The 18068-nt window shown below is 70.0% G+C and carries 19 protein-coding genes; 6 read left to right on the top strand and 13 right to left on the bottom strand.

Translation table 11 applies throughout. The features are described from left to right. Positions 1–4 precede the first annotated feature (4 nt). From NK718_RS07090 to NK718_RS07075, 4 genes are read left to right on the top strand one after another with little or no spacing between them, the layout of a single operon-like run. The gene (locus NK718_RS07090; protein ID WP_254740033.1) at positions 5–1297 is read left to right on the top strand and encodes a lipoprotein-releasing ABC transporter permease subunit; all 1293 of its coding nucleotides are present in this window, start codon (positions 5–7) and stop codon (positions 1295–1297) included. Then, the gene (locus tag NK718_RS07085; protein WP_254740031.1) at positions 1290–1994 is read left to right on the top strand and encodes an ABC transporter ATP-binding protein; all 705 of its coding nucleotides are present in this window, start codon (positions 1290–1292) and stop codon (positions 1992–1994) included. Before NK718_RS07090 ends, NK718_RS07085 begins: the two co-directional genes overlap by 8 nt. Positions 1995–2030: 36 nt before the next feature. After that, entirely contained in the window at positions 2031–2612 is a 582-nt protein-coding gene (locus NK718_RS07080) for an NAD(P)H-dependent oxidoreductase (RefSeq protein ID WP_254740029.1), read from the top strand. A 50-nt stretch (positions 2613–2662) separates the two neighbouring features. Next, positions 2663–2944: a hypothetical protein gene (locus NK718_RS07075; protein ID WP_254740027.1), complete on the top strand. Its 282-nt coding sequence runs from the start codon at positions 2663–2665 to the stop codon at positions 2942–2944. Here the strand turns inward: NK718_RS07075 and NK718_RS07070 are convergent, their stop codons facing one another. The 7 genes from NK718_RS07070 to NK718_RS07040 all read right to left on the bottom strand — a co-directional run bounded on the left by NK718_RS07070 (position 2945) and on the right by NK718_RS07040 (position 9182). Then, positions 2945–3859 carry an N-acetylglucosamine kinase gene (locus tag NK718_RS07070; RefSeq protein WP_254740025.1) on the bottom strand — a complete coding sequence of 305 codons (915 nt, stop codon included), beginning with the start codon at positions 3857–3859 and terminating at the stop codon, positions 2945–2947. A 1-nt stretch (position 3860) separates the two neighbouring features. Next, positions 3861–4541, bottom strand: coding sequence for an N-acetylmannosamine-6-phosphate 2-epimerase (locus tag NK718_RS07065; protein WP_254740023.1), 681 nt, complete (start codon positions 4539–4541; stop codon positions 3861–3863). Continuing rightward, entirely contained in the window at positions 4538–5404 is an 867-nt protein-coding gene (locus NK718_RS07060; protein WP_254740021.1) for a carbohydrate ABC transporter permease, read from the bottom strand. Before NK718_RS07060 ends, NK718_RS07065 begins: the two co-directional genes overlap by 4 nt. Continuing rightward, positions 5401–6330 (bottom strand): carbohydrate ABC transporter permease, encoded by a 930-nt coding sequence (locus tag NK718_RS07055; RefSeq protein WP_254740019.1) that lies wholly within the window; start codon positions 6328–6330, stop codon positions 5401–5403. Before NK718_RS07055 ends, NK718_RS07060 begins: the two co-directional genes overlap by 4 nt. A gap of 73 nt (positions 6331–6403) precedes the next feature. Next, positions 6404–7648 (bottom strand): extracellular solute-binding protein, encoded by a 1245-nt coding sequence (locus NK718_RS07050; protein ID WP_254740017.1) that lies wholly within the window; start codon positions 7646–7648, stop codon positions 6404–6406. Between the two features lie 99 nt (positions 7649–7747). Next, on the bottom strand, positions 7748–8608 hold the full coding sequence (locus tag NK718_RS07045) for a protein phosphatase 2C domain-containing protein (protein WP_254740015.1): 861 nt from the start codon (positions 8606–8608) through the stop codon (positions 7748–7750). A gap of 46 nt (positions 8609–8654) precedes the next feature. Further along, positions 8655–9182: a GNAT family N-acetyltransferase gene (locus NK718_RS07040; RefSeq protein WP_256515473.1), complete on the bottom strand. Its 528-nt coding sequence runs from the start codon at positions 9180–9182 to the stop codon at positions 8655–8657. 170 nt (positions 9183–9352) lie between these two features. On the opposite strand from NK718_RS07040, the gene NK718_RS07035 reads away from it, so the two are divergent. Both NK718_RS07035 and NK718_RS07030 read left to right on the top strand, forming a co-directional pair. Beyond that, entirely contained in the window at positions 9353–10195 is an 843-nt protein-coding gene (locus NK718_RS07035) for a GNAT family N-acetyltransferase (RefSeq protein ID WP_254740011.1), read from the top strand. An 87-nt stretch (positions 10196–10282) separates the two neighbouring features. Then, positions 10283–10684 (top strand): four-helix bundle copper-binding protein, encoded by a 402-nt coding sequence (locus NK718_RS07030; protein WP_254740009.1) that lies wholly within the window; start codon positions 10283–10285, stop codon positions 10682–10684. Between the two features lie 51 nt (positions 10685–10735). Here the strand turns inward: NK718_RS07030 and NK718_RS07025 are convergent, their stop codons facing one another. The 6 genes from NK718_RS07025 to NK718_RS07000 form a co-directional block, all read right to left on the bottom strand. Next, positions 10736–11725: a Bug family tripartite tricarboxylate transporter substrate binding protein gene (locus NK718_RS07025; RefSeq protein WP_254740007.1), complete on the bottom strand. Its 990-nt coding sequence runs from the start codon at positions 11723–11725 to the stop codon at positions 10736–10738. 86 nt (positions 11726–11811) lie between these two features. Further along, positions 11812–12831 carry a LacI family DNA-binding transcriptional regulator gene (locus NK718_RS07020; protein ID WP_254740005.1) on the bottom strand — a complete coding sequence of 340 codons (1020 nt, stop codon included), beginning with the start codon at positions 12829–12831 and terminating at the stop codon, positions 11812–11814. A gap of 46 nt (positions 12832–12877) precedes the next feature. After that, entirely contained in the window at positions 12878–14521 is a 1644-nt protein-coding gene (locus NK718_RS07015; protein ID WP_254740003.1) for a GMC family oxidoreductase, read from the bottom strand. Between the two features lie 9 nt (positions 14522–14530). After that, positions 14531–15319 (bottom strand): 3-ketoacyl-ACP reductase, encoded by a 789-nt coding sequence (locus tag NK718_RS07010; protein WP_254740001.1) that lies wholly within the window; start codon positions 15317–15319, stop codon positions 14531–14533. After that, positions 15316–16860, bottom strand: coding sequence for an FAD-dependent oxidoreductase (locus NK718_RS07005; RefSeq protein ID WP_254739999.1), 1545 nt, complete (start codon positions 16858–16860; stop codon positions 15316–15318). The genes NK718_RS07010 and NK718_RS07005 overlap by 4 nt, the downstream gene beginning before the upstream one ends. Positions 16861–16958: 98 nt before the next feature. Continuing rightward, complete coding sequence (locus tag NK718_RS07000) at positions 16959–18068, bottom strand: ABC transporter ATP-binding protein (RefSeq protein WP_254739997.1); 1110 nt, start codon at positions 18066–18068, stop codon at positions 16959–16961.

The following is an 18068-nucleotide window of genomic DNA, read 5'->3' as shown; positions in this document are numbered from 1 at the left end:
CCGCATGGCGGCCAGCGAGGCCCGCGGGGCGGCACCAACCGGCGCGCGGCCGTTCTCGGTGTTCGAGTGGATGGTCGCCGCGCGCTACCTGCGCGCGCGCCGCCGCGAAGGCTTCATCTCGGTCATCGCCGGGTTCTCGTTCGCCGGCATCATGCTCGGCGTCGCCACGCTTATCATCGTCATGTCGGTGATGAACGGCTTTCGCAGCGAGCTCCTGAACAAGATCGTCGGCATCAACGGCCACATCTTCGTCGGCGCCATCGACAAGCCGCTGACCGACTACGCCGAACTGGCCGACAGCCTCAACGCGATCCCGGGCGTCAAGCTGGCCTTTCCCATGGTCGAGGGGCAGGCGCTGGCGTCCAGCCAGGCGGGGGCGGGCGGCGTGCTGGTGCGCGGCGTGCGGGAAAAGGACATCGTCCGCATCCCGGCCATCGGCAACACGATCCAGCCCGGCGGCACGCTGCAGGGCTTCGACGTCTCCGGCGGCGTGGCTATCGGCCGCCGCCTGGCCGAGCAGCTCTTCCTGAGGCCCGGCGACACGCTGACCCTGACGGCGCCCAAGGGCGCGGAGACGCCGTTCGGCGTCACGCCGCGGATCAAGAGCTACCCGGTGGTCGCGGTGTTCGAAGTCGGCATGTCCGAGTTCGACGCCGGCTTCGTCTACATGCCGCTGACCGACGCGCAGGCCTTCTTCAATCGCGACGGCGACGCCACGGCCATCGAGATCTTCCTCTCGCAACCGGAGCGGATCGACGAGGCGCGGAACGCCATCGACAACGGCATCGAGCGGCCGATCACGCTGTCCGACTGGCGGCAGCGCAACAAGACGTTCTTCGGCGTGCTCGAGGTCGAGCGCAACGTCATGTTCCTCATCCTGATGCTGATCGTGCTGGTGGCCGCGCTCAACATCGTCTCCGGCCTCATCATGCTGGTGAAGGACAAGAGCGCCGACATCGCCATCCTGCGCACGATGGGAGCGACGCGCGGTTCGATCATGCGCATCTTCCTCATCACCGGCGCGGCCATCGGCGTGGTCGGCACGCTGGCCGGCTTCGGGCTTGGCCTCGTCATCAGCCTGAACGTCGAGAACATCCGGGTGGTGATGTCGAACCTCACCGGCGCGAACCTGTTTCCGGCGGAGTTCTATTTCCTCAGTAGGCTGCCCTCGGAGGTGAACCCGCGCGAGGTCGCGACCATCGTCGGCATGGCCCTGGTGCTCTCGTTGATCGCCACGCTCTACCCGTCCTGGCGCGCCGCGCGGCTCGATCCCGTGGAGGCGCTGCGCTATGAGTGAGCCGGCCGCCTATCCCGATCCCGTCCTCTACGTCTACCAGGCCCACAGGCGCTACAAGGAGGGCAAGGAAGGCACGCTCGACATCCTGCGCGGCGCCTCGCTGGCGGTGTGGGCGGGGCAGTCGGTGGCGCTCGTCGCGCCGTCGGGAACGGGCAAGTCCACCCTGCTTCACCTGGCCGGGCTGCTGGAACGCCCCGACGCCGGCGAGGTCTACGTGTCCTCCCGCCCCACGGTGGGGCTGGCGGACAACGAACGCACCGCCATCCGGCGTCTGGAAATCGGCTTCGTCTACCAGTCGCATCATCTCCTGCCCGAGTTTACCGCGCTGGAGAACGTGATGGCCCCGCAGCTCATTCGCGGCCTGGGACGCGCCGAGGCCCGCGAGCGAGCCGCCAACCTGCTCTCCTATCTCGGCATCGGCGAGCGGCTGCGGCACAGGCCCGCGGAACTGTCCGGCGGCGAGCAGCAGCGCGTCGCCATCGCCAGGGCGGTCGCCAACGCGCCGCGCATCCTGCTCGCGGACGAGCCGACCGGGAATCTCGACCCGCACACGTCGTCGCACGTGTTCGACACGCTCACGACGCTCGCCAAGCAGACCGGGCTGGCGGCGGTCGTCGCCACCCACAATCTCGAACTGGCGGCGCGCATGGACCGGCGCGTGACGCTGCGCGAGGGAGAAGTCGTCGAGCTGCCCTGATCGGCCGGCGATCGGCCGCGACGCGAGGAGGAACGCATGACACGCATCCTCATCCTGCAAGGTCATCCCGATCCCGCTCCGGGGCATCTGTGCGACGCGCTGGCGAAGGCTTACGCCGAGGGCGCTCGGGCGGCCGGCCATGACGTCGAAATGATCGAGATCGCGACGCTCGACGTGCCGTTCCTGCGCACGCAGGAGGCCTTCGAGCACGCCGGCCCGCCGCCCTCTCTGGCCGACGCCGCCGGCGCGCTGGCGCGGGCGCAGCACATCGTCCTCGTCTTCCCGCTCTGGCTCGGGACCATGCCGGCGCTCGTCAAGGCGTTCCTGGAACAGACGTTCCGACCGGGCGTGGCCTTCGCCTATCGCGAAAAGGGCTTTCCGGAAAAGAAACTCGCGGGCCGCTCGGCGCGCATCGTCGTGACGATGGGCATGCCGGCCTTCGTCTATCGCTGGTTCTACATGGCGCACGGAGTGCAGGCCTTGAAGCGCTCCATCCTGAATTTCGTGGGAATCAGCCCCGTCCGCGTCACCTATCTCGGCGGCGTGGGCGGCGCGTCCGCGTCCGCGCGGGAGGGCTGGCTGGCGCGCATGCGGGAGCTCGGCCGAAGCGCGGCTTGAATCCCGGACGCCGCGCGTTACATGTTCGCGCCTTGCTTGTGGAGGCCGACATGCCCATCGAGATCGTTCCCGGCGAGCTGCTGGAGGACCGCGACGTGGTGGCGCTGGTCGCCCTCGCCGCTGGCGGCGTGACGCCGCAGGATGCGCGGACCCTGCGCGTCTACGAGGGCCTGCGCGCCCTCGGGCTTGCCCAGCGGCGCGACGCGGCGAACGACGACTGGTCGCTGCCCTCGTTCGGCCTGACGGAAGACGGCGAGACCGCGCTGCGTTTCCACTGGACGGAGATCGCCGGCATCCTCGAACGGCTCGGGCGCGACGCGAGAGAGAAATGATTAGGCTGGCGGCGTTACGCCCTCCAGCGCGACGCGCGCCGCCGCCTCCGCGATGGCCGGGTTTTCCACGCGACACGCGACGCCTGGCGGCAGGGCCTTCTCCAGAGCCGTTACGATGGCGGGGTGAAGCTTCGCGCCCCCGCCCATGATTGCGAGCCGGGCGGCGGGCGCGCGCCTCGCCAGGATGGCGCCCAGCCGCGCAAGCTCGCGGCCGGCGGCCTCCAAAATGGCGAGCGCCGTCGCGTCTCCCTCACGGGCGGCGGCGGCCACCACCGGCGCCAGCGCGGCCACGCCGCCCCGGTCCGTGCCGTATACCGCCGCGCGGATCGCCGCCCAGGACGAGCCGCCGACGCGTTCGTAGAGCCGCACCGCGAGCGGGCCTTCCGAGCCGGGATCTTCGTCGCGGGCGCGCAGGACCGCGCGCAGGGCCTCCCGGGCGATCCAGAAGGCGGAGCCGCCATCGTCGATGACCACGCCGTAGCCGCCCACCTTAAGCGCCGTGCCGTCGGCCCGGATGGCGTAGCCGACCGAGCCCGTGCCGGCGTAGATGACCCCGCCTTCGCCCGGCGCGAACACGGCGCGATAGGCGATCCACATGTCGTCGCCGATGGCGATCTTGTCGGGCGGAACGCCGAGCCCTGCCGAGAGGAGCGAGCGGAAGGTCTCGGCCTGCTCCGTTCCAGCGCCGAGGCCGGTGACGCCGGCCGCGACGGCGTCGGGCCGCTCCGCGCCCGCCACGTCCCGAACGAGGGTCGCGAAGGAGGCCATCGAGCGCTCGCGCACGGCGGGATCGAACAGATGGCCGGAGGCGGGGCCGGCCTCGCCGGTCGCGAAGGGCGCGCTCTCGCCCTCCCGCCACAACGCCCAGCGCGTCGCCGAGCCGCCGGCGTCGATGCCGAGCCCGACGCGCGCCACGTCAGGCCGCCGGGCCGAGCGCGGCCGCGAAGCGCCGCGTGATCTCGCGGGGGTTGGTGATCATCGTGCCGACCACGACCGCGTGCGCCCCGCGCGCCAGCGCCTCGGCGGCAAGGTCGGGCGTGTCGAAACGCCCTTCGGCGACCACCGGCGCGCGGCAGCGCCGCGCCAGCGCCTCGACCAGCATGAAATCCGGCCCCGCCGAGCGGGGGGAGGCGGTCTCGTCCGTGTATCCCGCCAGCGTGGTGGCGATGTAGTCGACGCCCATCGCATCGGCCGCAACGCCTTCCTCCAGCGTCGACACGTCGGCGAAAACCGGCTTGCGCAGCTCGTCGCGAATGCGCCTGACCAGGGTTTCGAGCGTCTCGCCGCCGCGCTCGCGGGGCGTGGCGTCGACCGCGACGATGTCGGCCCCCGCCGCCGCGACGGCGCTCGCGCTCGCAAAGTCGGGAGTGATGTAGACGGGAATGCCGTCGCGCCAGTGCTTGAGGATTCCGACGATCGGCAAACCGGTGACGGCGCGGATGGCGGCGATGTCGGCCGGACCGTTGGCGCGGATGGCCCCCGCGCCGCCCTGCTCGGCGGCCCTCGCCATGGCCGCCATGAAAACCGGACCATGCAGCGGGTTGTCGGCGCGCGCCTGGCACGAGACGACCAGCGCGCCCTTGGGGATCGTCCTCACTTCACCGCTCCGGAGGTCATTCCCTGGATGAACTGCTTGGAGAGCAGGATGTAGACGATGGTGATCGGCAGCGCTGAGAGCGTCAGCCCGGCGAACAGCACGCCCCAGTTGGTGGTGTACTCGCCCATGAAGGCGGTGAGCCCCTGGGGCAGCGTCTTGCGCGCGTCGGTCTGGACGAAGACGAGGGGGAAGAAGAAGTCGTTCCAGATCGGTACCGCGTTGTGGATGGCGGCGATCACCATGGCGGGCTTCGTCAGCGGCAGCATGACGGACCACATGATGCGGGCGTCGCCCGCCCCGTCGATGCGCGCCGCGTCCTCCAGTTCGCTGGGCAGCGTGCGCAGGAAGCCGGTGAGGATGAACACCGCCGAGGGCAGGCCCATGGCGATGTAGATGATGATCAGCCCGAGGCGGGAATCCAGAAGATCGAGATCGCGCATCTGGATGAAGAGCGGGATCACCGCGAGCTTCAGCGGCACCATCAGTCCCGCCAGGAAGAACAGATAGATCGCGATGTTGCCCCGGAACGAGTAGCGGGCGAGGCCGTAGGCGGCCATCGTGCCGAGCGTCAGGATGCCGAGGATGGACGTGCCGGTGATGAGAAGCGAATTGCCGAGATAGAGGAAGAAATTCGTCTCGACCAGAACCGTGACGTAGTTCTTCAGGTTCGTGAGATCGGGGAAGGCGAAGGGCTTGCTGAAGATCTCCGCCGTCGATTTGAAGCCGAACGCCGCCATCATCAGGATCGGGAAGATCATGATGAAGCTGTTGGCGACGAGAAGGATCTGCAGCAGCAGGGCCGCCGCGCCGGCCGCGGGCCCCTTGGCGTGGTCCGGTGCGTGGTGGGCGGCGGCGCGGCTCATGACAGCTCGATCTCCCGCCGGCGCAGGCGCACGGTCCACACGGCCGAGACCGCTGCGATGAAGACGAACATGAGCACCGCCAGCGCCGAGCCGTGGCCGAAGTCCTGTGCGCCGGAGCTCTGGTTGCCAAAGGCCGTGCGGTAGAAGAACAGGCCCAGCACGTCCGTGGAGCCGTAGGGAGAGCCTTCGAGCCCCGACATCAGATAGGGCAGTTCGAACCAGTTGAACGCGCCGATGAAGAGCAGGATGAACACCACCGTGGCGCTGGGGGCCACCAGCGGCCAGACGATCCGCGAGACGAGCTGCCACTCGGTGACGCCGTCGATGCGGCTCGCCTCGATGATGTCGGGCGGGATGCGCTGGATGCCCGCGAGGAACACGAGGGTCGGGAAGCCGACCCAATGCCAGGCGTTGACGAGGATAAGCGCCCACAGGGCGGTTTCGCTGAGCCCCAGCCACGGCGTCGTCACCGCGCCGAAGCCGAGCAGTCCCAGCGTCTTGTTCAGGAGGCCGAACACCGGATGCAGGAACTGCTTCCACACCAGCGCGACGATCACGCTGGACAGGATCACGGGCAGGAATACCGCCACGCGGTGAAAGCGATGCCCCGGCAATTGCCGCGACAGCGCGTAGGCGAGCAGGAAGCCGAACCCGTTTTGCAGGATCATCAGCGTCACGAAGACGATGACGTTGTGCCCGAAGGCCCGCCAGGTCGTCGCCGCCCAGGGCTCGCGCCCCAGCACGTCGAGGAAGTTCCGCAGCCCGACGAAGTCGGCGCGCTTCAGCCCCTGCCAGTCATAGAACGCGTAGACGAAGGCGGAGAGAATCGGCACGACGACGAACGCCGTCATAAACGCCAGCGGCGGCACGATCAGGAAGGTCACCCAGACCCTGCGCCGCAGCGGCCATTCCAGATTCGCCGACATCGGCAGAGGCTCCGCCCGTTGGCCGGGCCGGCCGCCGTCTCCGCGGGGCGGAGCGGCGGACCGGCCGCAAGCCTTACTTCTTGAAGGGCGCGAAGTAGGTCGCGATGCCCTTGGTGATCTCGGCGCCCGCCTCGGCCGGAGTCTGCTTCCCGGCGAGCATCTTCTGCACCGCGGCCTGCTCCAGCACCGAGCCCGACGGCTCCTGGTAGCGGAAGTGGACGAGGAACAGATAGGACATGGAGTTCTTGTTGAGCTCCGAGACCTTGGCCAGGATCGGGTCCTTGAAGGCGACGCCCGGGATCGGCGAGATGTTGCTGAGCTGGTTGGCGAACTTGTCGCCGAATTCCTTCGAGGCGAGGAAGTTGATGAACTTCAACGCATCCGCCTTGTTCGGCGTCTTGGCGTTGATGGCGTAGCCGCCGTCGAAATACTGCGCCACGAGCCGCTGGTCGCCGGCCTTCGCCGCCGGGGAGGGGAACACGTCCAGCTTCAAGGCGGGGTTGGCCTTGAGGAAGGGCGCGGCCTCGAACGATCCACCGGCGAACATCGCCGCCGCGCCGGACGAGAAGAGCTGCTGCGAGGAGGGATAATCGATGCCCTCGTAGCTCGGGGCGAAATTGTCCTTGGCGAGCGCCTGCAACTTGGCCAGCGCGTCGACGAAGCGCTTGTCGGTGAAGTCGGCCTTGCCGGACAGGATGTCGGCCTCGAACTGCTTGCCGAGCATGGAGGAGAGCAGCGCGCCGACGATCGTCTCGTTCTGCCAAGCGGTCGCCGTGCCGTTGGCGAAGGGGATCACGCCCGCCGCCTTCAGCTTCTTGCTGGCGTCGACCAGCTCGTCCCAGGTCTCGGGAACCTTCACGCCGTTCTTGGCGAAGACCTCGGTGTTGTAGACGATCAGCATGGTCTGCGACGCGAAGGGCACCGCGTAGACCTTTCCGTCCGAGCGAAGGGTCTCGGCCTTCAGCGCGGCTTCCGGGAATTTCGAAAGGCCCGGGACGTTCTGGTCATTCAGCTCGAGCAGGTAGCCCGGCTTGGCCACCGCTTCGAACGCGCCATAGGCGCGAACCATCATCACGTCCGGTCCCTTTTCGGCGGCGAGCGCGGTGGACAGAACCGTGGCGTAGTTCTGCGGCTCGAAGCCCTCGAAAGTGACCTTGACGTCCGGATTCTTGGCGTTGAAATCCTTGATCAGCTCGGCGTAGACGGCCTTGTCCTCGTTGCGCCAGCTCCAGAAGCGCAGCTCGCCCGCGCTGGCCTGCATCGGGATGGCCCACAGCGCTGCCGCGGCTGCGGCGACGATGGTCCTCACGGTCGTCATGGAATGTCCTCCGATCGATGGCCGCACTTCGTCCGGCGCAGCCCTGCCATACAGCTATCAAATTGGGCGAAGCGGTCAACCACTGGTTCTAGAGTGGTATCATCGGGACCCATCATCCTCGACGCGCAGCAGCAGCGCCGTGGCGTCGTCGTGGCGCTTCACGCGCGGCGCGCGCCGGCCCTCCGCGTCCTCCCGCTCCGCCGCCCTGAGATCCTCGATGAGCGCCACGAGTCCGCGCTCCCGTGCGGCGGCGACGAGCGTGTCGGGCGCGTGCAGGTCGAAATGGTCGACCAGCCGCCAGAAGCCGTCGCTGGACAGCAGGATGAGGTCGCCCGCCGCGACGGGCCGGCGCAGGTGCTTCACCAGCTTCGTCCAGGGCAGGGTGGGGTGGACGACGGCGTAGCCGCCCGGCTGGTTCGCCATGCGTCGATTGGCGCGGACTTGCGGACGCACATGCGGCCACGGATCCTCGCCGGGGAAGCGTTCGCGCACCGCCCGCAGGGCTTCCAGCGTCTTGCCGCCGAACGCCGCGACGGCGTCGTCGGTGAACAGGTGGACCTCTCCGCCTTCGGTCCCATGGAGCAGGCTGACGTCCCCGATGCAGGCGAGGTCGAGCACGCCGTCCGCCAGATGAGCCACGCCCAGACAGGCGCTCGGGTGGTCCTCGGCCTCCAGCGCCTGGGCGCCCGCGACGGAGGCGAAGGCCGCCGTGATGGCCTCCGACGCCCGTGCGAGCAAGTCGTCGACGCCGGCCGCCTCGGGCGCGTGGGCGCTCAGCGCGTCCGAGAGTGTGCGCGCCAGCCAGGCCGCTCCGCTCGGCGGCAGCAGCTCCGGACCGACCCCGACGCCCGTGGCTCCGTCGATGATCCAGGCCGTGCGGCCGGTCGCGCCGTGCGCGTCCTCGTTCGGGTGCTTTGGGCCGTGGCTCTGGGCGTCGAGAAGATGGAAGCGATGGGGCATGCGCCAGTCTATCCCAGATTTCGGCGACGCCGGGGCCGCAAGCGGCTCAGGGGCGGTCGCGCCCGAGCAGCACCATGGTTCCGCCCTTGTAGGCGAGGTCGCCCAGGTCGGCATAGCCGACCGCGCGGGCCAGCTTGAGCGAGGCGGCGTTGGCGGGATGGATGATGCAGACCGTGCGCCCCGCCTCGATATGTGCGTCGCCCCAGGCCAGGACGGCGTCGAGCGCCTCGCGGGCGAAGCCGCGCCCATGGAACTCGGCCATCAACGCCCACCCGGTCTCCGGCTCGCCGGCGAAGGAGGGCTGGCTGTCGCGGTGAAGCTCGTGGAAGCCGATCTCGCCGACAAACCGCCCGGTCGCGCGCTCGACGATGCGCCAGAAGCCGTAGCCGAGCATCGCCCAGCCGCCCCAATAGCGCAGTAGGCGAAGCCAGACCTCTTCCTCGGTGAGCGGCCGGCCGCCGATGAACCGGATTGTCTCGGGCGACTGCCACATCCTGATGCTGTCCGGCAGATCGGACGGCAAGTGGCCCCGCAGCTCAAGCCGCGGCGTCTCGATTGTCGGGGCGAGAGTCATCGCGGCGATCCGATTCGAACCCGGCCCGACACTAGCCGGGCTTCCCGGACCGGGAAAGACGGCGCGGCGGCGCGGACCGAGCCGTCGCCGGCAAAGGCCCGCGTCACGCGCTGGCGGCGGCCCGCGCTTGCGGGCAATCTGGCCGTCGGGCTTCGGAGCCGGGGAGAGCCATGACTGATATCGCCATCGCGACGATGACGCGCGCCGACCTCGACCTGGCGCTCGAGTGGGCTGCCGCGGAGGGCTGGAACCCCGGCCTGAACGACGCCGCGCTGTTCCACGCCGTCGACCCTGAGGGCTTCCTGATGGCGCGCGTGGACGGCGAGCCCGCCGCCTCCATCTCCGTGGTCGCCTACGGCGAAAGCTTCGGCTTCCTCGGGCTCTATATCGCCCGGCCGGAGTTCCGGGGCCGGGGGATCGGCTGGGCGCTGTGGCAGGCCGGCATGGCGCGGCTGGGCGACCGCACCGTCGGGCTCGACGGCGTGGTGGCGCAGCAGGCGAACTATCGGAAGTCCGGGTTCGCCCTGGCGCACCGGAACGTGCGCTATGAGGGCGTGTCGCGGGCCGACATGCCGGCGGACCCTCGGCTGGCCCGCATCGGGCAGGGCATCCTTCCCTCGATCCGGGACTATGACCGCTCGTGCTTCCCCGCGCCGCGCGACGACTTCGTCGCGGCGTGGACGCGCGCGCGGGGGCACGTCGGCTATGCCCTGGTCGAGGACGGTGACATCCTCGGCTACGGCGTCGTCAGGCCGTGCCGGGCAGGCTACAAGATCGGGCCGCTCTTCGCGCAGGACGAGCACGCCGCCGACCTGATCTTCCGCGCGCTCGCGTCGGAGGTGAAGGGCGAGACCCTCGCGCTCGACCCGCCCGAGCCCAACGAAGCGGCGCTGGACCTGGCCGAGCGCCACGACCTTTCGCCGGTGTTCGAGACCGCGCGGATGTACCGGGGGCCCGCGCCCGATCTCCCGCTTCACCGCGTGTTCGGCATCACCACGTTCGAGCTGGGCTGACGCTCCGCGTCGCGCGGGACGGGGGAACGTCCGACGGCGGAGGGCGTTGTGGGGCCTTCCATCGATAATCCGACACCGGAGTTCCCCATGCACGCCCACGCGATCATCAGCACCCACCCGCATGTGAGCGGGCAGACCAACGATGTCCTGATCCGCTGCATCGACCATTGCTACGACTGCGCCCAGACCTGCGTGTCCTGCGCCGACGCCTGTCTCGGCGAGGCCATGGTGGCCGAGCTGACCCAGTGCATCCGGCTCAACCTCGATTGCGCCGATATTTGCGCCGCCGCCGGCTCCGTGGCGTCGCGCCGCACCGGCTCCAATGAGGAGGTCCTGCGCCGCATGCTGGACGTCTGCGCGGTCGCGTGCCGCCTGTGCGCCGCCGAATGCGAGCGCCACGCCGACATGCATGAGCACTGCCGCATCTGCGCCGAAGCCTGCCGGGCGTGCGAACAGGCCTGCCGCGAGGCCCAGCAGAGCATTCACTGAATGACGGGAGCGGCGGCGCGATCGCGCGCGCCGCTCGCCCACTGGGCGGTCTTACTCGCTCTTGATGCCGGCCTGGCGAGCGATGTCGGTCCAGACCTCGATCTCCTTCACCTGGTAGGCGCGGAATTGGTCGGGCTCGATGATGGCGACGGTGAAGCCGATCTTGTCGAGCGCGGCGACCGTCTCGGGCTTCCTGAGCGCCGCGATGATCTCGCGTGACAGCCGGTCGCGCGCGGGGGCAGGGACGCCGGCCGGCGCGAAGAAGGCGGTCCACGAGGAGGCGTCGGCCCCGGTTACGCCCTGCTCCTGAAGGGTCTTCACCTCGGGTAGCTTGGGATTGCGCTTCGGGCTGCCGATGGCGACGCCGTTCAGGTCGCCCGACTGGATCTGTGCGATCACGCTGGACAGGGTGGAGTTGGCGATGTCGATCGTGCCGCCCATCAGGTCCTGCACCAGCGGCGCCGCGCCGCGATACGGAACGTGGGTCATCTTGATCCCGGTCCGCGCCATGAACAGCTCGGTGGACAGGTGCGAGCCCGAGCCGATCCCGGTCGAGCCGTAGTTCAGCGCGCCGGGCTTCTCCTTGGCGAGCGCGATCACATCCTGGATGCCCTTCACCGGCAGCGTCTTGCGCGTGACGAAGACGTGCTCGAACGCCCCGACACCGGCGAGCGGCGCGAAGTCCTTCACCGCGTCGTAGCCCGGGTCCTTCAGCATGAACATGTTGTTGCCATGCGTCTGGTTGTTGCCGAACGTGATGGTGTGGCCGTCGGGCTCGGCCTTGGCGACCTGCCGCGTGCCGAGCGCGCCGGCCGCGCCGCCGACATTCTCCACCACCACGTTCTGGCCGAGCGGGCCGGAAATCTCCTGCGCCACGAGGCGGGCGATGACGTCCGTGGGGCCGCCGGCCGGATAGGCGACGACGAGCTTGATGGGCTTCGTGGGAGACCACGCGGCCTGCGCGAGAGCCGCGCGCGGCCAGGCCGCCATCGCGCCGATCGCGCCCAGTCCAGCCAGTGCGCCGCGCCTCGTCGTGTCCATGTCCAGTCTCCCCAGAGTCGATTGCGGCGGCAGGATGGGCGAGCGCGCGCAACCACGCAAGGGCGCGGCGACGGAGGGAGCGCGGGTCAGCCGCCCCGGCGCGGCCCGAGGCTGGACTCGCGGGCGACCAGCGTCACCGGCGTGGTCTCCTCGGGCGGCGGACGGTCGCCGTTCTCGAGCCAGGCGACGATGCGCCCGGCGGTGCGCCGGCCGAAGCCGCGAATGTCGCAGCGCACGGAGCTCAGGGCCGGGTAAGACTGCTCGCTTTCCTCGATGTCGTCGAAGCCGACCAGCCGGAACTGCTCGCCGACGCGCAGGCCCTGTTCGGCGAACCCCGCCAGCATGCCGAGCGCCACCAGATCGTTGAAGCAGACGGCTCCGTCCACCTCGGGAGCATGGCCAGCCAGACGATGGGCGGTCTCGCGGCCGAAGGCGCGCGAACTCCTGCCCAGGTAGGACTCGGGTGTCAGGCCGGCCGCCTGGAGCGCCGTGAGATAGCCCGACATGCGCTCGCGCGTGACGGCGCGGCCCTCGAGCCCGCCGACGAAGGCGATGCGACGGCACCCCAGCGACAGCAGGTGTTCCGTCGCCAGTCGCCCTCCCGTGATGTAGTCGGGCGAGGAGAAGGGGAACGCCTCGGTGTCCGACGCGGCGCGGCGCAGCACCTGCAAGGTCGGCACGCCGGCGCGCGCCAGCGGGCCGAAGGTCTCGTCTTCGTGGCCGTAGACGGGGCTGATCACCACGGCCGAGACGCCGTGCTCGATCATGCCGCGCACCACCTGCGCCTGCAGCGCCGGGTCCTCCTCGGTGTTGGCGAGCACGGCCGCGTATTTGTGCGTGGACAGCTCCATCTGGGCCGAGATGGCGAACTCCGTGAAAAACGGATTGCGCAAATCGTTGATGACGATGCCGATGAGGCCGATGCCGGACGAGCGCAGGTTTGCCGCGGCGCGGTTGTAGACGTAGCCGACCCGCGACAGCGCGGCGCGCACGGACTCGCGCGTCTCGTGCTTCACCAGGGGGCTTTCCTGCAGGACGAGCGAGACCGTGGAGCGCGAGACGCCCGCCTCGCGGGCGACGTCGCTGATGGTGGGCCGGCGGCTCATCGCGACTTGTCTCCGCGCCGCGCGGCGGTGTGGATCAGGGAATGTTTCATGCGGGAACCGGCTGGCGCGCATTGCTGGCGGCGGGCAAGGGCGCCCGGCCGCGCACGAGGTCCGCGCCCTTCTCGCCGATCATGATGGTGGGCGCGTTGGTGTTGGAGGACACAAGGTACGGCATGACCGAGGAGTCGCACACTCGCAGGCCCTCGATGCCGCGCACCTTCAGATCAGGCGTCACGACGGCCATGTCGTCCGTGCCCATGCGGCACGTGCCGACCGGGTGATGGTCGGTCTTGCAGGTCTCGTTCGCGAAACGGGTGAGGTCCACCTCGGACACGACGTCCGGGCCCGGCAGGCGCTCCGCCAGCACGAAGGGCTGCAGCGCCTTCTGCCTCATGATCTCGCGGCCCATCCGAAGCCCCGCGAGCGCGGTGGCGCGGTCGTAGGGATCTTCCCAGTAATTGGGGTCGATCAGCGGGGCGGCGGCGGGGTCCGCGCTCGCGAGCCGCACGGTGCCGCGCGAGCGCGGCCGCAGGAAGGCGGTGTTCAGCGTCACGCCGGCGTTCTTCAGCCGCGACACGCCCGCCTCGATGCCCGAGCCGAGACCGAGATGGAACTGGATGTCGGGCGACCGCGCCACCTTGTCGGCGTACCAGAACCCGCCGGTCTCGAACAAGGTCGAGGCGACCGGCCCCTTGCCGAAGGCGAGATACTGGAAGCCGGCCCAGATCGTGCGGTCCAGGCGGGCGTAGCCGTCATAGGTGTGGTCGCCCGTGCACTCGCAGATGGCGTAGAGGTCGAGGTGATCCTGGAGGTTCGTGCCGACGCCCGGCAGGTCGTGCTTCACCTCGACGCCGACCTGCCGCAGATGATCCGCCGGGCCGATCCCGGAGAGCTGGAGCAGGCGCGGCGAGCCGATGGCGCCGGCCGCCAGGATCACCTCGCGGGCGGCGGATATTGTGCGCGTCGCGCCGCCCGCGCCGGCGATCTCGACGCCGATGGCGCGGCCGTTGTCGACCACGATGCGGGTGACGGCGGAGACGGTGAGGACGGTGAGGTTGCTGCGGTCGCGCGCCGGCCGCAGATAGGCGGTCGCGGCGGACGAGCGCCGGCCGTTGCGCACCGTCACCTGGTAGTGGCCGATGCCGTCCTGGATCGCGCCGTTGAAGTCCGGGTTGTAGGGGATGCCGTATTCCTGCGCGGCCCGCAGGAAAGCCTCGCTGATCGGAAGCGGGTTGATGGGGATCGAGACGCCGATCGGCCCGCCATAGGCGTGGAAGGCGTCGACGAAGCGCTGGTTGTCCTCGGCGCGCTTGAAGTAGGGCAGCACGTCGGCATAGGCCCACCCGGCGCAGCCCGCGTCCGTGGCCCAGGCGTCGTAGTCCTTGGCGTTGCCGCGCGTGTAGATCTGGGCGTTGATCGACGAGCCGCCGCCCAGCACCTTGGCCTGCGTGAAGCGCAGCACGCGCCCGCCGAGGTGCTTCTGCGGCACGGTGTGCCAGCCCCAGCTGGCGATGCCTTTCGTCATCTTGGCGAAGCCGGCGGGCATGTGGAACAGCGGGTGCAGGTCGCGTCCGCCGGCCTCCACCAGCAGGACCGTCACGTCCTTGTCCTCGCTCAGGCGGCTCGCCATGACGCAGCCGGCCGGGCCGGCGCCGATCACGATGTAGTCGTAGCTCTGGGATGCGGGCATGAAACGTCTCTAGAGGCGTGGAATGGAAAGGCCGCCATCGACGGCGACGACGCTGCCGGTGGCGAAGGCGAAGCGCCCGGAGGCGAGCGCGGCGACGGCTTCGGCGACGTCCTCCGGCTCGCCCCACCGCATAGCGGGCACCAGGCCGTCGGCGATGCGCGCGTCGTATTTCGGCGCGACGGCGTCGGTCATGGGCGTACGGATCACGCCCGGCCGCACCTCGAACACCGCGATGCCCTCGGGAGCAAGGCGCAACGCCAGCGCCTTCATGGCCATCGAGAGCCCCGCCTTCGACACGCAGTAGTCGGTGCGTTCGGGCGAGGCGAGCTCCGCCGACACGGACGAGATGGTGACGATGGCGCGGCGGCGCGGGGCGGGCGCGGCGGCGAGCATCAGCCGCGCGCAGGCGATCGACAGGAACAGCGTGCCGCGCAGGTTCACGCCCATCACGGCGTCGAAATCGGCGGGGCGAAGGTCGAGCACGTCGCCTCGCACGGCCGAGCCCCGGCCGGCATTGTTGACCAGCACGTCGATGCGCCCGAACCGGGCGCGGATCGCCTCGGCCGTTTCGGCGTGACCCTCCACCTCCGCCAGGTCGCAGCGCAGGGGAAGGCTCGCCGCCCCGAGCGCGCCGAGCTCGGCGACGAGGCTCGCCGCGGCGGAGTCGGCCGTGTCGAGGAGCGGCAGCGCGAGATCGAAGCCCTCGCGGGCAAGCTGGAGCGCGATGGCGCGGCCGATGCCGGTCGCCGCGCCGGTGACCACCGCGACGCCGCGCGGCGCGGAATTCGAGGCGCTCATGCCAGGCTCTCCGTCATGGCGGCGGCGAGCTTATGCTCGCGCCTGATGCGGTCGGCGACGCGCAGCGCCTGCGCGGCGATGGTGAGCGCCGGGTTCACCGCAGCGGAGGTCGGGAGGAAGGAGGCGTCGACGACATAGAGGTTGGGGTGATCGTGCGCCCGGCACCACACATCGAGCGCCGAGCTTGCGGGATCGGTTCCGAAGCGGATCGTGCCGCACTGGTGCGAAGGCGTGCGCCTGTCGAAGGCGCGCGACAGGACGATCGGGTACCCCGCGGCGCGGAAGCGCTCGCGCATGGTCTCGACCAGGCGGGCGTGGCCCAGCATGTTCGAGCGTCGCCAGTCGAGCACGATGCGCCCGCCGTCGAGCCGCACGCGGCTGTCGGGATGCGGCAGGTCCTCGCTCATCAGGTACCAGTCGAAGGTGCGGGCGGCGAGAGGGGCGAGCAGGGGCGTCGGCACGCCGCGCAGATTGGCCTTGAGGATCGGCGCGGTGATCTTGCCGAGCAGTTGCACGTTGCCGAGCGGGGGGCCCCCGCGCCCGTCGTCGAAGTAGAAATCGTTGATCGCCAGCGTCTTCTGATAGACAGAGTCGTTGCGCTGGCGCGGGTCGACGACCAGCATCGCCGTGCAGTTGTGGTTCATGAAGTGGCGGCCCACGACGCCCGAACGGTTGGCGATGCCGTGGGGATGGGCCTCGTCGGCGGAGGCGAGGAGCAGGGCGGCCGAATTGACCGCGCCCGCCGCCAGCACGACCAGGCCGGCGCGGATCACGCGACGCTCTCCGTCGCGCTCCGCTTCCACGCCCTCGATCCGCCCGTCCGGAGAGGCCAGCAGGCGCACCGCGCGCGTCCGCGTCTGGACCGAGATGTTGGGGTCCGCCAGCGCCGTCGCGAGCGAGGCCGTTTCCGCGTCGAACTTGCCGCTGCGCGTGTCGGGATAGGCGTCCCAGGGCGTCGCGCCGTGGGCGAGCCAGCGATCGATGTCGACCGCGAGCGGCAGCGAGAAGGGGCGCAGGCCGGCCGCTTTCAGTCGCTCCCGCGCGCGGGCGATCGGCGGCTCGTCGGGCACCGGACCGAACGGATAGGGGGACGAGCGCGGCGGTTCGGTCGGATCCTCGCCCGTCGCGCCGCGCACCTGGAACAGGCGCTCGGCGCGCCCGTACCAGGGCTCCAGCTCCGAATAGGGGATCGGCCAGCCGGGAGTCTCGCCTTCGGCGTGCGCCAGTGGCGTAAAGTCCTTCTCGCGGTAGCGGAGCATCACCGCGCCGTAGAACTTCGAGTTGCCGCCGAGGTAGTAATAATTTCCGGGGTTGAACACCTCGCCGGCGGCGTCCAACCACTGTTCGCGCGGGCGGTACACCCCGTCCAGGAAGATGGCCCTTGTGTCGCGCGCCGTCGGGCTCTCCGGGAGCTGCTCGCCGCGCTCGAGGATCAGCACCCGCGCCCCGGACCCGGCCAGACCCGCCGCGAGCGTCGCGCCGCCGATGCCGCTGCCGACGATCAGGATGTCGATGTCGGGGGAGGGACGCCCTTCGCCCATTCGCCTGAAGCTCCGTTTCGCATGGCTCCGCCCCGCCGGACGCTCGCGCGCCCCGCCTGACGGTCCGATTTGGGGTCGCCGCCTCGGGCGGCTTCGAACTAGATCCGCCGCCCGGTGCCGGGGTCGAACAGCACCGCCTTGTCGAGGTTGAACGCGAAGGGCAGGCGCGAGCCCGCCTTCGCATCGGTGTCGGCGCGCATCCGCGCCGTCACTTCCTTGCCGGCGATATGCGTGACGACGAACGTGTCGGAGCCGGCGGGCTCCACGACTTCCACCACCGACTCCACCACCTCCAGTGTGCCGGCGTGGCGATCCGCCCCGTCACGGTCGGTGATCGCCTCGGGGCGGATGCCAAGGATCACCTTGCGTCCGTCGAGGCCGGACGCCGCCGCCGAGGCCGGCACCGGGAGACGGATGTCGTCGTCGCCCTGGCGCGTCAGCGAGAGGAGCGTGCGGCCGCCCTCCGACACGACACTCGCCTCCAGCAGGTTCATGGCGGGGTTGCCCATGAAATCGGCGACGAAGAGGTTGGCCGGGCGGTTGTAGATCTCGGCCGGCGTGCCGACCTGCTGCACCTCGCCGTCCTTGAGCACGGCGATCTTGGTGGCGAGCGTCATCGCCTCGATCTGGTCGTGGGTGACGTAGACGATGGTCGCGCCGGTGGTCTGGTGCAGGCGCTTGATCTCGGTCCGCATGTCGACGCGCAACTTGGCGTCGAGATTGGACAGCGGTTCGTCGAAAAGGAAGATGCGGGGGTTGCGCACCAGCGCCCGACCCATGGCGACGCGCTGGCGCTGGCCGCCGGAGAGCTGGCTCGGCTTGCGATCCAGCAGATGGCCGATCTGCAGCATCTTCGCCACGTTTTCGACGGCGAGGCGGCGTTCGGCCTTGGGGACGCCGCGCATCTCCAGCGCGAAGGCGATGTTCTCCGCCACCGTCATGTTGGGGTAGAGCGCGTAGCTCTGGAACACCATGGCGATGTCGCGCTTGGAGGGATGCAGGTCGTTGATGGCCTGCCCGTCGACGCGGATTTCTCCCGCCGTGATCGTCTCCAGCCCGGCGATGGTGTTGAGCAGGGTCGACTTGCCGCAGCCCGACGGGCCGACGAGGACGAGGAAGCCGCCCTTGTCCAGCGTGATGTCGATGCCCTTGAGGATCTCGACCGAGCCGAAGCGCTTGCGCAGTCCGCTCATTTCCAGGAAGGCCAT

Origin of the sequence: Alsobacter ponti (genome assembly GCF_024294805.1) — a bacterium.
Lineage (GTDB): Bacteria > Pseudomonadota > Alphaproteobacteria > Rhizobiales > Beijerinckiaceae > Alsobacter > Alsobacter ponti.
Note: the sequence above shows the minus strand (reverse complement) of the source record. Positions and strands in the feature narration are given on the sequence as shown.